At 62.7% G+C, this 15,621-nt stretch carries 15 protein-coding genes; 10 read left to right on the forward strand and 5 right to left on the reverse strand.

Going from position 1 to position 15,621, the window contains the following annotated elements; translation table 11 throughout:
• Positions 1 to 160: 160 nt before the first annotated feature.
• Genes ACMC5O_RS06555 through ACMC5O_RS06595 form a run of 9 tightly spaced genes read left to right on the forward strand, consistent with a single transcriptional unit; the run spans position 161 to position 9,010 of the window.
• Entirely contained in the window at positions 161 to 1,189 is a 1,029-nt protein-coding gene (locus tag ACMC5O_RS06555; RefSeq protein WP_281389429.1) for a Gfo/Idh/MocA family protein, read from the forward strand.
• Entirely contained in the window at positions 1,182 to 2,033 is an 852-nt protein-coding gene (locus ACMC5O_RS06560; RefSeq protein ID WP_187709437.1) for a hypothetical protein, read from the forward strand. The genes ACMC5O_RS06555 and ACMC5O_RS06560 overlap by 8 nt, the downstream gene beginning before the upstream one ends.
• A complete protein-coding gene (locus ACMC5O_RS06565; RefSeq protein WP_426693468.1) occupies positions 2,030 to 3,223 on the forward strand; it encodes a glycosyltransferase family 4 protein in 1,194 nt (397 codons plus the stop codon). The genes ACMC5O_RS06560 and ACMC5O_RS06565 overlap by 4 nt, the downstream gene beginning before the upstream one ends.
• Positions 3,223 to 4,425, forward strand: a complete 1,203-nt coding sequence (locus tag ACMC5O_RS06570; protein ID WP_187709435.1) for a glycosyltransferase family 4 protein — start codon at positions 3,223 to 3,225, stop codon at positions 4,423 to 4,425. Before ACMC5O_RS06565 ends, ACMC5O_RS06570 begins: the two co-directional genes overlap by 1 nt.
• A gap of 1 nt (position 4,426) precedes the next feature.
• Complete coding sequence (locus ACMC5O_RS06575; RefSeq protein ID WP_187709434.1) at positions 4,427 to 5,146, forward strand: polysaccharide deacetylase family protein; 720 nt, start codon at positions 4,427 to 4,429, stop codon at positions 5,144 to 5,146.
• Entirely contained in the window at positions 5,146 to 6,042 is an 897-nt protein-coding gene (locus ACMC5O_RS06580) for a hypothetical protein (RefSeq protein ID WP_187709433.1), read from the forward strand. The genes ACMC5O_RS06575 and ACMC5O_RS06580 overlap by 1 nt, the downstream gene beginning before the upstream one ends.
• The gene (locus ACMC5O_RS06585) at positions 6,043 to 6,957 is read left to right on the forward strand and encodes a glycosyltransferase (RefSeq protein ID WP_426693469.1); all 915 of its coding nucleotides are present in this window, start codon (positions 6,043 to 6,045) and stop codon (positions 6,955 to 6,957) included.
• Positions 6,954 to 7,961, forward strand: coding sequence for a methyltransferase domain-containing protein (locus ACMC5O_RS06590; protein WP_222949925.1), 1,008 nt, complete (start codon positions 6,954 to 6,956; stop codon positions 7,959 to 7,961). The genes ACMC5O_RS06585 and ACMC5O_RS06590 overlap by 4 nt, the downstream gene beginning before the upstream one ends.
• The gene (locus tag ACMC5O_RS06595) at positions 7,958 to 9,010 is read left to right on the forward strand and encodes a Gfo/Idh/MocA family protein (protein WP_187709431.1); all 1,053 of its coding nucleotides are present in this window, start codon (positions 7,958 to 7,960) and stop codon (positions 9,008 to 9,010) included. Before ACMC5O_RS06590 ends, ACMC5O_RS06595 begins: the two co-directional genes overlap by 4 nt.
• On the opposite strand, the gene ACMC5O_RS06600 is transcribed toward ACMC5O_RS06595, so the two are convergent.
• From ACMC5O_RS06600 to ACMC5O_RS06615, 4 genes are read right to left on the reverse strand one after another with little or no spacing between them, the layout of a single operon-like run.
• A complete protein-coding gene (locus ACMC5O_RS06600; RefSeq protein ID WP_187709430.1) occupies positions 9,007 to 9,849 on the reverse strand; it encodes a hypothetical protein in 843 nt (280 codons plus the stop codon). The two genes, ACMC5O_RS06595 and ACMC5O_RS06600, sit on opposite strands and share 4 nt — an antisense overlap.
• Entirely contained in the window at positions 9,846 to 10,874 is a 1,029-nt protein-coding gene (locus ACMC5O_RS06605; RefSeq protein WP_187709429.1) for a Gfo/Idh/MocA family protein, read from the reverse strand. The genes ACMC5O_RS06600 and ACMC5O_RS06605 overlap by 4 nt, the downstream gene beginning before the upstream one ends.
• Before the next feature lie 25 nt (positions 10,875 to 10,899).
• Complete coding sequence (locus ACMC5O_RS06610; RefSeq protein ID WP_187709428.1) at positions 10,900 to 11,937, reverse strand: glycosyltransferase family 2 protein; 1,038 nt, start codon at positions 11,935 to 11,937, stop codon at positions 10,900 to 10,902.
• A gap of 3 nt (positions 11,938 to 11,940) precedes the next feature.
• Positions 11,941 to 13,497, reverse strand: coding sequence for an NAD(P)/FAD-dependent oxidoreductase (locus ACMC5O_RS06615; RefSeq protein WP_426693470.1), 1,557 nt, complete (start codon positions 13,495 to 13,497; stop codon positions 11,941 to 11,943).
• Between the two features lie 260 nt (positions 13,498 to 13,757).
• Between ACMC5O_RS06615 and ACMC5O_RS06620 the strand changes: the two genes are divergently transcribed.
• On the forward strand, positions 13,758 to 14,702 hold the full coding sequence (locus ACMC5O_RS06620; protein ID WP_187709427.1) for a methyltransferase domain-containing protein: 945 nt from the start codon (positions 13,758 to 13,760) through the stop codon (positions 14,700 to 14,702).
• An 18-nt stretch (positions 14,703 to 14,720) separates the two neighbouring features.
• On the opposite strand, the gene ACMC5O_RS06625 is transcribed toward ACMC5O_RS06620, so the two are convergent.
• The gene (locus ACMC5O_RS06625) at positions 14,721 to 15,602 is read right to left on the reverse strand and encodes a class I SAM-dependent methyltransferase (RefSeq protein ID WP_187709426.1); all 882 of its coding nucleotides are present in this window, start codon (positions 15,600 to 15,602) and stop codon (positions 14,721 to 14,723) included.
• Between the last annotated feature and the right edge of the window lie 19 nt (positions 15,603 to 15,621).

Raw genomic sequence — 15,621 nt, forward strand, 5'->3', positions numbered from 1 at the left:
AACGGCATTCTCCCCTCCACAAACGGCTAACCGCGTAAAGCGCTTGCAGTTCCGTTCTGGGACAAACCGGTGCCAGCACCGCGACTTGCTGACTTGCTTTAGGCACGCGCAACAACTTGTTACGAGTGCGAGGCGACTGCAGGCGGAGTAGTGTTGGGCCGTGACGAAGGAAGGGAGCTCCGAACCCCAAAGGCCATCGCGCGCGATTCTCGTCGGTGCAGGGCTGATGGGACGCTATCACGCGCGCGCCGCGGCCGCCGCTGGTGCAGCGATCGTCGCCATCGTCGATCGGGATGCGCAAGCTGCGTCGTCGCTTGCGAGTCAATTCAGATCTGCCAGGCCGTTTGCCGACTTCCGTAAGTCCGTCAGAGCCAGCGAGGCGGATGTCGTTCACATCTGCACGCCGGCTGGCACACACGTCGAACTCGCCCAGTTAGCTGCCGACGCGAGACTTCACGCGCTCATCGAAAAGCCGCTCGCAGCAACGGCCGAGGACACGCGGCTCGTCCTCGACAATTTCGCTTCGGCCGGGCGCTTCGCCTGCCCAACCCACCAATATGCGTTCCAGCGTAGCGTCTGTTCGGCGATCGAAAGCTTTCCGCGGCTCGGCCCGGTTCGGCACATCGCTTTCGACATCTGCTCGGCCGGCGCAGATCGCGGTGGAATGGATCTCGACGAGCTGGTCGGGGAAATTCTGCCGCATCCGCTAGCGATGATTCAGACGCTCCTCCCGACTTCCGATGTCGGCGCGCTCGAATGGTCCTGTTTCCGGACGGGCCCGGGCGAATGGCAGATGTTTGCCCAGTCCGGAGATGTCGCTTTGACGATCGCGATGAGCATGAGCGGACGCCCAACCCGCTTCCGAACGACAGTGACGGCAGACCGGGGCACGGTCGAGCTCGACAACTTTCACGATTACGCAGTCCTTCTGCCCGGAAATGTCTCGAGGGCGCAGAAGATGGCCGCGCCATTCATCCGCGACGGGCTGGGGCTGTTCGCTGCCGGGCGAAACCTCGTCCTCCGCGCGATCCGGTCGGAATTGGCCTATCCCGGACTGACGAACTTGGTCGATGTCTTTTACCGGGCAGTTCGAGAACCGCGGACGGTCGCGCCTCCGATCACTGCCGAGCAGGCGATTGCCGTGGCGACCGCCCGCGACCGCCTTATCGAGTTGTCCGGAAGTGGCTGACGACCTCACCGTCATCATCGTCGCTCTCGTCGGAGGAGAGGCGCTCGCGCGCTGCGTGGAAGCTGCGAGATCGCAGGCACCTGCCCTACTCATCATTCAGCGCGGCGGGACGATCACAGATGCGTCCGGCCGCGTGGTCGGACGAGCCGACAGCCTAGACATTCCATCGAAACGCAGACGGGCCGTGGAGCTGGCGACAACCGGGCTGGTCGCGCTGGTCGAGGACACCGTGATTGCCGCACCGGGCTGGGCGAACGCGGCGGTCGAAAAGCTCGGTGGCGAGCGAGCAGCGGCCTGCGGCGGACCAGTCCGAATCTCTGCCGGCCTTCCGGCTTCGACGCGAGCTCTAGCGATCTCCGAATACGGGAGCTTCAGCGACCGCAAAGCGGCTGGCGAGACACTTACCCTGCCCGGTTGCAACTTCGCGTTCCGCCGCGATGCCCTTTTGAAAACGATGAAGGGTTCAGAGGGTCTCGTCGATCAAATCGTCTTCCGCGAATTGCGCAAGGACGGTCGGGTCGTTTGGTCGTCGGATATGGCCGTGACCTACGCCCACGCGTACCCCGAAGGCGCCCGACTCCGGACGCGGTTCGATCACGGCCGCATCTACGGCAGCGCAGAGGCAGAGCATGCGGAGCTCGCCGGCCGCATCGGCAGGGCCGGCAAGGCCTTCCTCCTTCCACTCGTCCTGACGCTTCGCAGCCTTAAGACCGCAACCGCCGCCGAACGTCGTTCCCTTCCAACGCTCGGCTGGCTGGCGCTTCAGCACACAGCCTGGGCGGCGGGCGAGTTCGCCGGTGCTCTGGCGGGCCCGTCCCACAAGGGTCTGGAGCATTGGCAGTGACCGGCCACCTGTCCATCGGCGTCGACGCGACGACGTGGTGGAACAAGCGCGGGTTTGGCCGCTTCACGCGGGGCCAGCTTGGAGCGATGCTCGACGATCCGCGCGGCCACCGGTTCGTGCTCTTCGTCGATCAGGAACCAGTCGACGAGATGATCCGCCCGAACGTGGATATCGTTCGAGTGGAAACGTCCGCGACCGTCACGGACTCGGCGGTTGCGGACGGTAGCCGCAGTGTCGGAGACCTGCTCTCGTTTCGGCGGGAGGCATCGAGCCGGCCGCTTGACGTCTTCTGGTTTCCTGCCGTCTATTCCTGGTACCCGGTCAGCGGCAGAATTCCGACCGTTGTGACGTTTCACGACGCGATCGCCGAGCATTTCACGAGGCTCGTCCTTCCCACGCTGCGCGGACGACTGTTCTGGAATCTGAAGGTCTGGCTGGCGAAGCGATCTGCGCGGCACATTGCGACCGTCTCCGAAGCGGCCCGCGAGGAGATCGTCCGCTATCTCCACATCCCGCGGCGGAAGATCAGCGTCATCCTCGAGGCCGCCGATGAGCAGTTCCATCCGATTACGGACGAGCAAGAGCTGCGAGCCGCGCGGTCGAACCTCGGGCTTCCGCTCGATCGACGCCTCCTCCTCTACGTCGGCGGCCTAGCGCCTCACAAGAATCTCGCCGGGTTGATCGAAGGTTTCGCCAGAGCGATCGGGAACGGCGGGCTGGACGATCTCGACCTGGTCCTCGCCGGCGATCCCAAGGGGGGCGGCTTTCACTCCAATGTTGAGGAATTGCGCGCCCTGATCGCCGAACACGGGCTGGAGGACCGCGTTCATTTTCCCGGCTTCGTACCCGAACCGGTGTTGCCCGCGCTTTATTCCGGCGCTGTCGCCGTGGCCATGCCGGCGTTCAGCGAGGGCTTCGGACTTCCTGCGGCGGAAGCCATCGCCTGCGGAACGCCCGTGATCGCAACCGAAGGCGGAGCAGTTTCGGAAGTCGTCGGACGAGCGGGGCTGTTCTTCGACCCTCGCAATCCGGACGACATTGCAGAAGCGATTGCGAAGATTGCCGGGGACCCAGCACTGCTTGCTCATCTCAAGATGGAGTGCCTGCCGCGTGCCGCCGAGCTGAGTTGGAGCCACAGCGCGTCAGCAATGATGGACCTCCTCGAAGCACACGCGAGGGGGAGAGCCTGATGCGCTTCGGGATGGTCACCACCTTCTATCCGCCATTCAGCTACGGCGGCGACGCGACCTACGTGCGCAGCCTCGCGAAGAGCGTCGCCGCACTGGGCCACGAGGTCGAAGTCATCGCCTCCACTGACGCCTATTTCGTTCGCAGTTCGGACCAGGGTCAGCCCGACACGACTGTCGAGGATGGGATCAGCGTACACCGGCTTCGCCATCCCGCGGGAATTCTTGCGCCGCTCGTAAGTCATCAGACCGGCCGTCCTGCGCTGAACGCCCCGGCGTTGGCGTCCTTTTTCGCCGAGCCGTTCGACGTCCTCCATTTCCACAACATCTCGTTGATGGGCGCTCCGGGCGTGCTCGGCATGGGCAAAGCTCGGGCCCGCCTTCTCTCCCTCCACGACCACTGGCTGATCTGTCCTACCCACGTTCTCTGGAAAAACCGGAGCCACGCCTGCGATCGCCGGACCTGCTTTTCATGCTCGATCCGCTCCGGGCTTCCGCCGCAACTCTGGCGATACACGGGCCTGAGGGATCGGTGTCTCAAGCGAATGGACCGACTGCTCGCGCCCAGCCGCTTCACGTCGGAGATGCACCGGGAAAACGGCATCAGGGCACCAATCGAGGTCCTGCCGCTCTTTTCCTCCGTCGACCGTCCGACGAAACCTCCCGAAGTCCGACCAAACCGGATTGTCTTCGCGGGCAGGGTCATGACCCTGAAGGGCATCGCCAGCCTGGTCCGCGTCGCCGCGGACATGCCCGATATCGAGTTGGTAGTAATCGGCGAAGGCGAGTTGAGGTCCGACCTCGCGGCCAGATACGCCGGCCATTCAAATATCCGCTTCGTTGGCAAGATCGATCAGGAAGCCTTGGCCGAACATTATGCGAGTGCCGCAGCAATCGTCATCCCGTCCATCGTGCCGGAAACCTTCGGACTAACCCTCGTCGAAGCGGCCGCCTGCGGAACGCCCGCGATCGTCGGCAAGGGAACCGGAGGCGCGGCCGAGATCGTCCAGGTCACCGGCGGCGGCCTACTCTACGACGGAGACGAGGAGCTCGCCGAGGCCATTCGCCAGATGGTCAGTGACCGCCCACTTCGCGATCGGCTGGGCGCCCTGGCACGCGCTGGCTACGAAACGCGCTATACTCGGGAACGGCACGTCGCGGACTATCTTGCGCACGTCGAAGAAGTGCTGGGCAAGCGAAACTGAGATGCGCGCAGTTCTCACCTTCCACTCGATCGACGACCTGCCCGGCCCACTATCCTATTCGCCAGCCGGCCTCGAACGAATGCTCGATGCGCTGGACGAGGCGAGATTGCCGGTACTCGATCTCGACGAACTCCTTGCCGATCCGGACGCGAATGGCGTCGCGTTGACCTTCGACGATGGCATTTCGACCGTCTTCAAGACGGCGATGCCGATCCTCGCCGAGCGCAAGCTGCCGGCGCATGTCTTCGTCATCACGAACTGGGTTGGCGGCGACAATCGCTGGCCAGGTCAACCCGATCGCGCGACACCCTTCAACCTCATGGACTGGAGCCAATTGGAGGCCATCCAGAGCGGCGGTTTCAGGATAGAAGCGCATACGGCAAGCCATCCTGACCTGCGCAAACTGACCGATGCGCAGATCGACGCCGAGATGGAGGAAGCGGATTCCGCTATCGAATCTCGTTTGGGCAGGTGCCCGCGCTATTTCGCTTATCCCTACGGTTATTATGACGGCCGGGTCCGAGCGATCGCCAGCAAGCGTTACCGCGGCTCCTTCACGACCAAGCTCGATTATCTCGATCCTCGCTCGGCCGCGGACGCTCTGCCTCGGCTGGATACACATTATCTGCGGTCTCCGACCTTCGTTCGTGCGTTGGCCGGCGGGCCTGCGCACGCGTACATCGCACTGCGGCGTGCGCTCCGACGACTGCGTGGCTACTGATGACCGAGCCAACGCTCAGCATTGTCCTGGCGGTAAAGGACGGAGCGGAAAACGTCCCGGCGTTGCTCGACGCCATCAAATCCCGCGGTGACGAGACGGAAGTAATCCTTTGCTGCGCCGGATCAATGCCAGACGCCAGCAGTGGAATAGGTTGCCATGCGTTTCCCGAAGAAACGCTGGTCCCAGTGCTGTGGAGCGAGGGGATCAAGCGTGCCCGCGGCGGCCGGGTCGCGCTTACAACCGCGCAGTTCGTCCCCGATCCTCGCTGGATCTATCATTTGCAGTCGGCGGATCTCGATCGCTGGGCCGGAGTGGGCGGAGTGATCGATAATGATCCCCGGTCGTCCGCCCGCAACTGGGCGATCTTCTTCCTGCGCTATTCCGCGTTCGCACCTCCTCTCAAGGCGGGCGAAACGAACGAGATCGCCGCCGACAATGCTATCTATGACCGCGCCGCCATCTTCGAGCATCCGGACCTGCTGGAGGAAGGATTCTGGGAGCCATCCTTTCATCGCCGCTTCCATGCTGCGGGACGGAAGCTTTCAATCGATCCTGGTTTGGTCGTCGTGCACCATGGCACGGTTTCGACCGTTAGCTTTGCACGTCAGCGCTTCCTCCATGGACGCGCCTACGGGGTCGAGCGCGCGGAGCGCGGGAGCTTCCCGCACAACTTGCTCCTGCTACTTTCGAGCCTGCTGGTGCCGCCTCTCCTGCTGGCGCGCATCATCTCCAGGATTGCGAAGAAGAGGGCTTATCGCGGCAAGCTTTTCGCCGGATTTCCGTGGCTATTCTGGTTCACCCTAGCTTGGTCGGCAGGTGAAGCCGGCGGTTACGCTTCAACATTGACCAGAAAGCTGCGCGGCAACGCCGCTGGCCCGTCGAAAAGGCACGCTTGAATGAGTTCGGGGGAAAGCATCGCAGTCGTGCTCGGGCGCGTCAGCACCGAGGACACGGACCGCGTAATCGAGACGATCGAAGCGCTCGATCCCGTGGTCAGCGGAGAGCGCTGCGAAATCGTCATCGCCGACCGATTGCAGGACAAGCTCACCGACGTCATCCGGCGAGTCTATCCGCATGTACGGCTGATCGATTGCCCACCCGGCATGACGCTGACCGAGATGCGAACCCTGGCCTACGAAGCGAGCAGCGCGCCGATCGTCGCGGTCACCGAGGACCATTGTGTTCCAACTCCGGGCTGGGCGCGTACTATCAAGCAGGCTTTCGACCAGGGCGGGCCCGAACTCGTCGCGGTCGGGGGAAGCGTCGTCAACGGCGTCACGGACACCGGCCTCGATTGGGCAACCTACCTTTGCGAATACAGCTTCTTCTCTCCGCCCGTTGCGCAGGGCGACAGCGCGATTCTGCCGGGCATGAACGTCGCCTACCGGCGCAGCGCGCTCGAAGGCATTCCGCGCGAGCTGCTGACGAGCGGATTCTGGGAAACGACGGTCCATCCGCTCCTGCTCGAAAAGGGCGGACGCTTCCTGTCACTCAACGAGCTGGTGATGTTACACAAGAAGCGGTTCTCGTGGCGTCTCTTCGCGTCCCAGCGCTTCATCTATTCGCGCTATTTCGCCGGCCTACGGTTCGGCCATGCGGCATTGCCCAAGCGGGCTTTGGCCTCGCTTGCGTCGCTAGCGCTGCCGCCCCTACTGCTCATGCGAGCCGTTAAAGCCGCCAAGGCCAAGGGTCTCGGCAAGGAAATGCTGCGGGCGTCCCCCTACCTCCTCACGCTCTATTGCGTCTGGGCCCTCGGCGAGAGCGTCGGGGCGCTTCGCGGCCCGGGCGACGCCCTCGCGATGATCGAATGACCGCGCTGGCACCGATCGAATTCATTTGCCCCGCGTGCCGCTCGCCTGTTGAAGCGAAGGACGGCGCTTACCGCTGCGGCCCGTGCAATCGCGACTTCCCGGTGTTGTTCGGGATCCCCGATTTTCGCTTGGGCGGGGATCAGTATCTGTCGCTCGAGGACGAAAGGGCGAAGGCCGGCAAGCTTCACGCCTATGCTCTGGATCATGACTTCGCCTCACTGGTCGCTTTCTATTACTCAATCACGGACGATGTCCCCGACCGGCTCGCGCAGCATTTCACAAACTACGTCATGGGAGCGGCCGATCGTGCTGCGCCCGCAATGCACTTCCTCGCACCGGCCGGAGGGCGTTCGCTCCTCGACCTCGGTTGCGGGAGCGGTGGCGCGCTCGTTGCCGCAAAGGACGGTTTCGAACGGCGAACCGGCGTCGACATCGCGCTACGCTGGCTAGTCATCGCCCAGAAGAGGCTGAAAGATCTCGGCTTCGAAGCCCTGCTCGTCTGTGCCGACGCCGAGGCCCTACCCTTCCGCGATCAGCTTTTCAGCCATGTGATGGCAAGCGACCTTCTCGAAAACACGCGCTCCCCCGACGCCGCCATGCGCGAGTCTGGTCGTGTAATGGAGCAGAGTGGCCGTCTCTACGTCTCGTCGAGCAACCGGCGGTGGGTCGGGCCCCATCCGGCGACCGGCGTTTGGGCGGCAGGCCTGGTACCCGCCGGATTGCGCTCAAACATGCTCAATCGCCGCCACGGCGTCGATATCCTTCGCGCGGTCAGCTTCGTGAGTCCCGGCTCGGTTCGGCGGATGGCGAAGTCAGCCGGGCTTCGGCAGGTCGATCGAAGACCATTGGAATTCGACGCATCCGGGCTCAAAGGCCGCTCGAGGCTCTTCAGATTTGCAGCAGGCCTGTACTCCGGGCTCGCCAAAGTGCCGCTGCTTCGTACAGTCCTGGTCGTGGCCGGACCCGTGTTCCAATCCCTGTTCGTGAAGGAAGAAGCCAGTTGAGCGAAGTCATGCGGTTCGGGCTCATCGGAGCAGGGGCGATCGGAAAGATCCGTGCGGACGCCCTCACAAAATCCAATTCTTGCGAGCTCGTAGCGGTCAGTGACCTTGATGGGGCCCGAGCCCGCTCGGCCGCGCCGGAGGCAATTTATTACGCTGACGCCAACGAGTTGGTTGCCGCGAAGGACGTGGACGCAATCATCATCTCCACACCTCCTCCACTTCACGAACCCCTGGCGGTCGCTGCGGCTTCAGCGGGGAAGCACGTGCTGGTCGAAAAGCCGATGGCCGCCACTCCCGATGCCTGCGAACGCATGATCCTCGCGGCGCGCAAGGCTGGCACGCTGCTCACCGTTGGATACAACCACCGCTACTTCGATGCGCTGAAGCTGGTCAGGGACGTCGTCGCATCCGGCGACATCGGAACGCTCTCTCATGTCCGCGCCTACACCGGGCACAGCGGGCTCGCTGAGTTCAAAGCACCCTGGATGTACGACAAGGAAGTCATGGGCGGCGGGGCGCTCATGGACAATGGCACGCACGTGATCGATCTCGTCCGTTACATGATCGGAGATCCGACCGAGGTCTTCGGTTTCGCTACCAACAAGGTCTGGAAGCTGGGCGTCGAGGACGAGGGCATCGCACTGCTTCGGACTGCGGAAGGGACGACCGCTTCGATCGAAGCCAGCTGGCACGAATGGCGCGGCTACCGCTTCCACATCGAAGCCTACGGCGATCGCGGATTGGCGCGAGCTTATTATGCTCCGATGATGGCCACCGTCGTGAAGCTCGACAAACCGGGCGGCAGCAAATCGGTTCAGCGCCATTTCTATCCGAAGGCCATCCTTCGAGAGAAGGTGAAGGGCTGGCAGAGCACGGTCATCCAGACGTTCGTCGAGGAACTCGCGGACTTCGTGGCAGCCGCGAATGGCAAGCCGCACAGTGGGCGACTGGCGGTCGCTGCCGATGGATTGCGCGCCGTCCAGATCGCCCAGGCGACCTATGCGAGCGAAGCCACCCGCGACTGCGTCAAATTGCCCGCCCTACCCTAGTCGAGCTGGGACGGATCGCCCGGGCGGCCGGTGACGTAGCCGACCAGCTCGCCCGCCGACCAGCAGGTCTCGGCGATCAAGATCCGAGGGAACCAACGCAGCCAGGAGAGGCCGCCCTGCCGATGCTGAAAAGCGTGGGCAAGAATACGGTCCGTCCGTACCGCCGGCAGGACAAGGGTCATCGGGATGGTCTTCAGAAGCGAGAGCTTCGGCGTGCGCTTGGCCGCATAGGCGCGGCCATGGCGGAAACGGCGCCCGCAATATTCGGCGAACCGGTAGGAACGGGCGTATCGAACGCGAGCCTGTTCTACGAGCTTCGGTGCAAAGCCTTCGCCAAGCAGCTTGGTCTTGGAAAAATCGTCGCCCGGGAATCCCAGTCTTTGTCGAGGCAATACGAGATTGCTTCCAGGGACCTCTTTCATGTCGATCGGGATCGGCCAGCGGAACTGGACGTACTCGGTGAAGTACCCGACCGTACGAGGATCATCTGGGCCGAAATCAGGCTCGACGGGGCCCCAATAGCCGTCGCTCCAACCTTCCCGCTCGATCGCTTCTGCCATGGCGGCAAACCAGCCAGGTGCCGGGAGCGCATCAGCGTGAAGGATGGCGACCCACCCGGCCTTGGTTCGGTCGATCGCCACACCCCACAGCTCGAACAGCGATTTGCCATCTCGCAAGTGGATCGTCAGTCCTGTTGTAGAAGTCGCAGGCACAAATTTGGGATCGCATGCGACATGGATTTCGACGGAAGGCGGGACTCCCGCCTTTCGAATGGCAGACAGCAATGCGTCCGGATCCCACTCGCCTTTGGTAGCGATCGCGAGGGCCAAGTCGGTCAAGACCGTCGTGCCTCCGCCTCCGCATAGGAGCGATAGACCAGATCAAGCGTGTTCCGCGCCTCCGCGATGCCGTTGGGCGGTTCTCGCCCTTCGCCGATCGCGTCGAGGAAATCCCGAAAGAGGCGTGCGGTCGCGTCGGCAAAGAGGTCCAGCGGAGCCTTCGCCAGGGTCGTGTAGCGATCTCCATGATAAAGCCGTGCCACACCGCCCATGTGGACACCCAGATCGACGAAGGGTTTGCGCCCCTGAGGCCTCAGGCCGAGGGTCACCTCCGCGCTTCCCCCGATACTGGTCTCGATCGTTCCCTTCTCGCCGACGAGCCGAAGATCGAGGTAATGGTGCCGTCCCTTGGTCAGTCGGTCGAGCGTGATCTGTGCGACGCGATCGCCGCTGAATTCCAGCTGGACCAAGTTGAGGTAATCTGGGCCGCCTGCCGCAAAGGGGCGAGGCATTCGCACCTGCATCGCCTTCGGCTGCTCTCCGAAGAAAGCCTTGCACAAGTCGATGACGTGGGTCCCGAATTCCTTGAAGGTCCGCTGAAGGTCCTCGCCCCTCCAGCCGGCCTCCGTCTCGTCAGTCACGACGAAGGTCTGGCGCGCTTCCACGAACAACAGCCGCCCGAACCGGTCGCTCCCGATCTCGCGGGCGGCTGCGAGATGCGTCGGCATGAACGGGAATTCGCTGTTCACGCAGACAAGTCGTCCGGCCGCTTTGGCGGCAGCGGCGATCTCGTCAGCTTCCTCGACGCTATTGGCGAGCGGCTTCTCGCAAAAGACGTGCGCCCCGGCCTGCAGCGCTGCAACCGCGATCACAAGATGCGCGGCTGGAGGCGTTGCGATGACAACGATTTCGGGCTTGAGCGCAAGCAGCTCATCCAGCGACGCAAAGACCGGAAAATCCATATTCTGCGGCACGGGGTCGTAACCGCCTATGACGCTAACGTCCGGCAGCTTCCGAAGCGCCGGAATATGAATGGCTTTGGCGGCCCTGCCGAGGCCCGCGATGGCGACCCGAGTTTTCGGCATGTTGGAGATCGTAAACTGGCCGGCGTTACTGGGCTAGTTCGGCGCGCTTCAGCGGCACCGGCGTGTTGCGGTCCGCGTGACGCCGGAGCCCAATCCGGGTCCCCAGCATCACCAGCGCGTACGTTACGCTCGCGTATAAGTGATAGAACCAGTGCATCGCGGCCGCGCCGGCTAGCTGAAGCGGATTCATTCGGCGGGTCAGGACGCCAAGGAACTTGCGAATACCGAACAGATAGAATGCGATAAGCGCTCCAGCTCCAATCCAGAAGTAGCTCTCGAATAATCCGCCAATCACAAACACGGGAATGGAGAATGCCGTAAGCGCCAGGATTCGCTCCTTCCTGGCAAGGTTGAGGTCCGGCACCGCCAGCTGCCCATCGGCAATAAGCCGAGACCACGGAAGCGCCCGGCGCACAACGTCGGTGTGCCACACCCTCCAGAGCGTCCAGTCCTTCCAGTGCGTGCCCTGCGCTTCGGGCACCAGTCGGATCGTCTTACCCGAATTGATCAGCCTCATCCCCAGCTCGACATCCTCGATGCTGGGATGCGCGAACAGGACGTCGTCGTAGCCGCCAAACTCCCGAAACGCCTCGGTCTCGATCAGCCCGATGCCCGTCCAGAAGGTCGTCGCATCGCGATTGCCCGACTGATGCACGAAGTGATGCCGCAAGTTTGCGTAGAGCGCCGGCAGCCGCCTCGAGCGCGGATGATCGTCGTATGATCCGAACGCCGCGACAGCGCCTGTCCGCTCAACCTCTTCAGCCAACTTTTCGATCGCATCCTTGTGGATGATCACGTCAGCATCGACGAACATAATGTAGGGCTGGCTTGCGTGGGCAGCCGCGACATTGCGGCCGTGCGCAGGGCCTTTCGGGGAGCCTGCATTACGGACAATCTTAGCTCCGGCTGCCTCGGCGATACTGCGCGTCGCATCGGTCGATCCATCGTCGAACAGCATGAGTTCGTCCCCGGGCCGCATCGCCGCCCGCAGAGCGCTCAAGCATTCGGGAAGGGTGGATTCAGCGTTGTACGCCGGAACGATGATGGAAACCGGCTGACGCACAGTTCATTTCGCCCCTGCGAGAATCCTGGTCGGCTGAAGCCTCTCGGAATGCCCCATCGCGCGCTGCTCTGATTCCTCGGGCTCCCTGACCTCCTCGTGATACTCCTCCTCGACGTTCACGGCCCACAGGTCGTGATTCTCGCCAAGGATGTTCTTCACGGCCAGCATGGCGGTGAGCATCGAGTGGTCCTGGTTGTTGTAGCGGTGCATCCCGTTACGGCCGACCGCCTGCAGGTTCGGGATTGTCGCCAGCCACTCGCGGATGGTCTCGAGCGCGTCGCGATAATCGCCATCGTAGAGCGGATAGGCCTTGCGCTGGCGGATCACCTTACCGTCGAGCACGGGAGCGTCGCCGACCAGGTTCAGCGTGCGCAGCTCTCGCTCCGCCTGGGCCAGAAGCTCCTTATCATCCTTGTCCCAGAGTTCGTCGTTCTCGTTGCAGAAATACTCCATGCCGAGGCTCGAACGGTTCGGCTCCGGAATCATTTCCTCGGACCAGGACCGGAAATTCTGGATCCGGCCGACCTTCACGTCCGGCGAGTGAATGTAGATCCAGTTGTCCGGGAACATGTTCTCGCCCTCGATGATCAGGGTGACCATCAGGAAGTCGCGATAACGAAGCTTCTTGGCGGCTTCGCGGACGTGGTCTGGAGCCGGCGGAACCATATTTTCGACCAACGCTGAAATCGGCATGGACGAGATGAATTGGTCCGCGGCGAACTCGTAGGTTGAGCCGTCGGCATTCTCGACCTCAACGGCGCGAACCCTGTTCTCGTCGCGGAAGATCCGGCGGACCTTCTGCTCCATCCGGACCTCGCCGCCCTGGTCCTCGACACGGTCGCGGAACGCTTCCCACATCATGCCCGGGCCGAGGCGCGGATAGTCGAACTTCTCGATCAGGCTGTGCGTGTCGTTCGAGCCCGAAAAGGCATTCCATATAGCCTTGCGAAGCGACAGGTTCTTGATGCGCTGGGCCGCCCAGTCGGCACGGATCTCATTGCAGGGGATTCCCCACACCTTCTCTGTGTAGGACTTGAAGAAGTGCCAGAAGAGGCGTCCGCCGAAGCGGTTGGTCACCCACTGCTCGAAAGTGACTTCCTCGCGGCTCGGGCGAACCTTCCACTTCGCATAGCTGAGCATGATCCGCATGGACTCATACGGACCCATATTCAGAAGCGCGTTGAGTGGTTTCAGCGGGTAGTCGTAATACTTGTTCCGATAGAAGATGCGGCTCATCCGAGGGCGCTGCAGGAAATCGTTTGGCAGCACTTCCTTCCACAGGGCCTCAACCGACTTCACCTTGGTGAAGAAGCGATGCCCGCCGATGTCGTAGCGATAGCCCTTGTACATTTCCGTGCGGGAAATGCCGCCAACCTGGTCGCTCTCTTCGAAGACCACGGGGTGATACGCTTCGCTGTGTTTCTGAAGCTCGTAAGCAGCAGTAAGCCCCGCTGGGCCCCCACCGATAATGGCAACCGTCGACGCTTCGGACTTGCGACCGACATCATCGGCCGCGCCGAACGAGCCGGCTGGGTGGAGATTCATGCTCGGGCCCCGCATTTCTAAATCATTGTTAATTTAACGAAAGTTGGCAAGCCTAACAATGGCCGAGTCCCGCTCGTCCCAATTTGAGGCAGGGCGCACTCCCCGTCCAGTTCAGTCAGTTGTTCCGAGTTTGCGCGTGCATCGCAGGGGCCGAACAAGTATCACGCGTTTGGACGGTGGGCTGATGCAGCGAGGAACGCATGCGTCGAACGGCCGCGTTTCCTGTTCCGCTTAGGCGATGCCCGGCTTGCAAGGGCGTCCTCAAGAATCGCGCAATGTGGTTAACCTGCGAAGGCTGCAATCGCGAATTCGACGTCATCGACGGCATACCGGATTTGAGACTGTCGATCCCAAGTTGGATCGACGCTATCGACGACACCAAGACTGCGCGCGAATTGTCGGCTGCCCATCTCCCTCTCAAAGAGCTAGTCACCGAGGTGTACTCTCGCCGTCACGGGTGGGACGAAGCCAGGATCGCTCGTCGGTCGCGGGAAGTCCTTCAGGGAAGCGCCCAACTTCGGGAGGACCTCAAGAGCTGGCTCAGGCCGGTCGTCGCTGACGGCCCATTCCTCGATCTCGGTTGCGGCGGCGGCATGCTCATGGCCGCGGCAGCAAAATTGCAGCCCGGTCGATGTTTGATCGGGATCGACGTGTCGATGACCTGGCTGGTCGTTGCCAAGAAGTTCGTGAGCGAATGCGGCGGGAGGCCGATGCTGGCCGCCGCGATGGCAGAGGCCTTGCCGTTGGCGGACTCTAGCGTGCCTGCAGTCGTTTCGCTCGATGTCATCGAGCACGTCCACGATCCCGACGCCTATCTCGCCGAGATCGATCGGGTCCTTCAGCCCGGCGGCCGCGCCGCATTTTCCACTCCAAACCGGTTCAGTCTGACCGCAGAGCCTCACGTCTTCGTTTGGGGCGTGGGATGGCTGCCGCGATCACTGCAGGCGTCGTACGTCCGGTGGCGGAGCGGCAAGGTCTACTCGGACACGGTCCTGATGAGCAGCTTCCGGCTAGCCAGGCGCTTGCGCCGGCGTACCCACCTTCAATTCAGCATCATCGTTCCGACAGTTCCCGAGGCACATATCGCCTATTTCAACAAGGCGAAGGGTAAACTCGCACGGCTTTTCAACGCCGTGTCGCAATCCGCTGTGCTGCGTCCACTTTTCCTGATCATCTCGCCATATTTCCGGGTTACCGGTGCGAAGGTGTGGCTTCATTAGCCCCAGGCCAGGACGCTTTCAGCGCTCCGCCGAATAGATGATCGCGCCCGTACGATACACCAGAGAGGCGCCCCGGTCTGCAAGGACCTTACACTCGCTGACGAACTTTCGCTTCAGCTTCTCCGCCTCCGCGTCCGGCAATGCGGTCAGGCGTTCCCTGGCTTCGCTGTCGAAAACCGCCTGCACGTCCCAGAATTCCTCCGGCGTCAGCTGGAAGCGCTCTCCCCACCATTCCCGGCGGATGTTCTTGAATCCCACTGCCGCGAGCATCCCGCTCACATCTTCATTTCCGTGGTGCGCGGCATGTCCCCTGCTCGACGGCACTCCTTGTCGGTCAAGAAACCTGCGCAGGAACTCGGGCGACAGCGCACGACGCCCCACCGCGGCGAACAGGCGGTCTGACAGGGCGCCAATTCCCGATGCTACGGCGCTCGCCGAGAAGGGGGTCGGTCTCGCGCCAACCGCTGCGACCAGCTTTCCACCGGGTCGCAGGATGCGATGCAGCTCACGGCAGGCGGCTCGAGGATTGGGCAGGTGTCGCAGGACATACAGGGTCGCCGCGACATCGAATGAGCCGTCTTCGAACTGGAGCGCTTCGGCATCCATGACCTGGAAGGTCGCTAGCTTGGCCTTCAACCGCGCTCGGTCGAGCATCCCTTCCGAGTGATCGATCCCGACGACATTCGCCCCCCGTTCGGCGGCCAGCCGTGCAAGAAGGCCGGTTCCGGTACCCAGGTCGAGCAGTCGATCGGATTGTTCGACCTTCACGACGGCCAGGATCCGCGAGGCGATCCCCGTCGAATATCGATCCGTGAGATAATCGAAATCCGTCGCGGTTGCGTCGTAACTCGCGGCATCGGCTTGCTTCAGTCGGTTCGAGTCACCCGCATCGTCGCCCATGCCCGCCCCTCCGCTGGAT

Origin of the sequence: Sphingomonas sediminicola (genome assembly GCF_049991885.1) — a bacterium.
Classification (GTDB): Bacteria; Pseudomonadota; Alphaproteobacteria; order Sphingomonadales; family Sphingomonadaceae; genus Sphingomicrobium; species Sphingomicrobium sediminicola.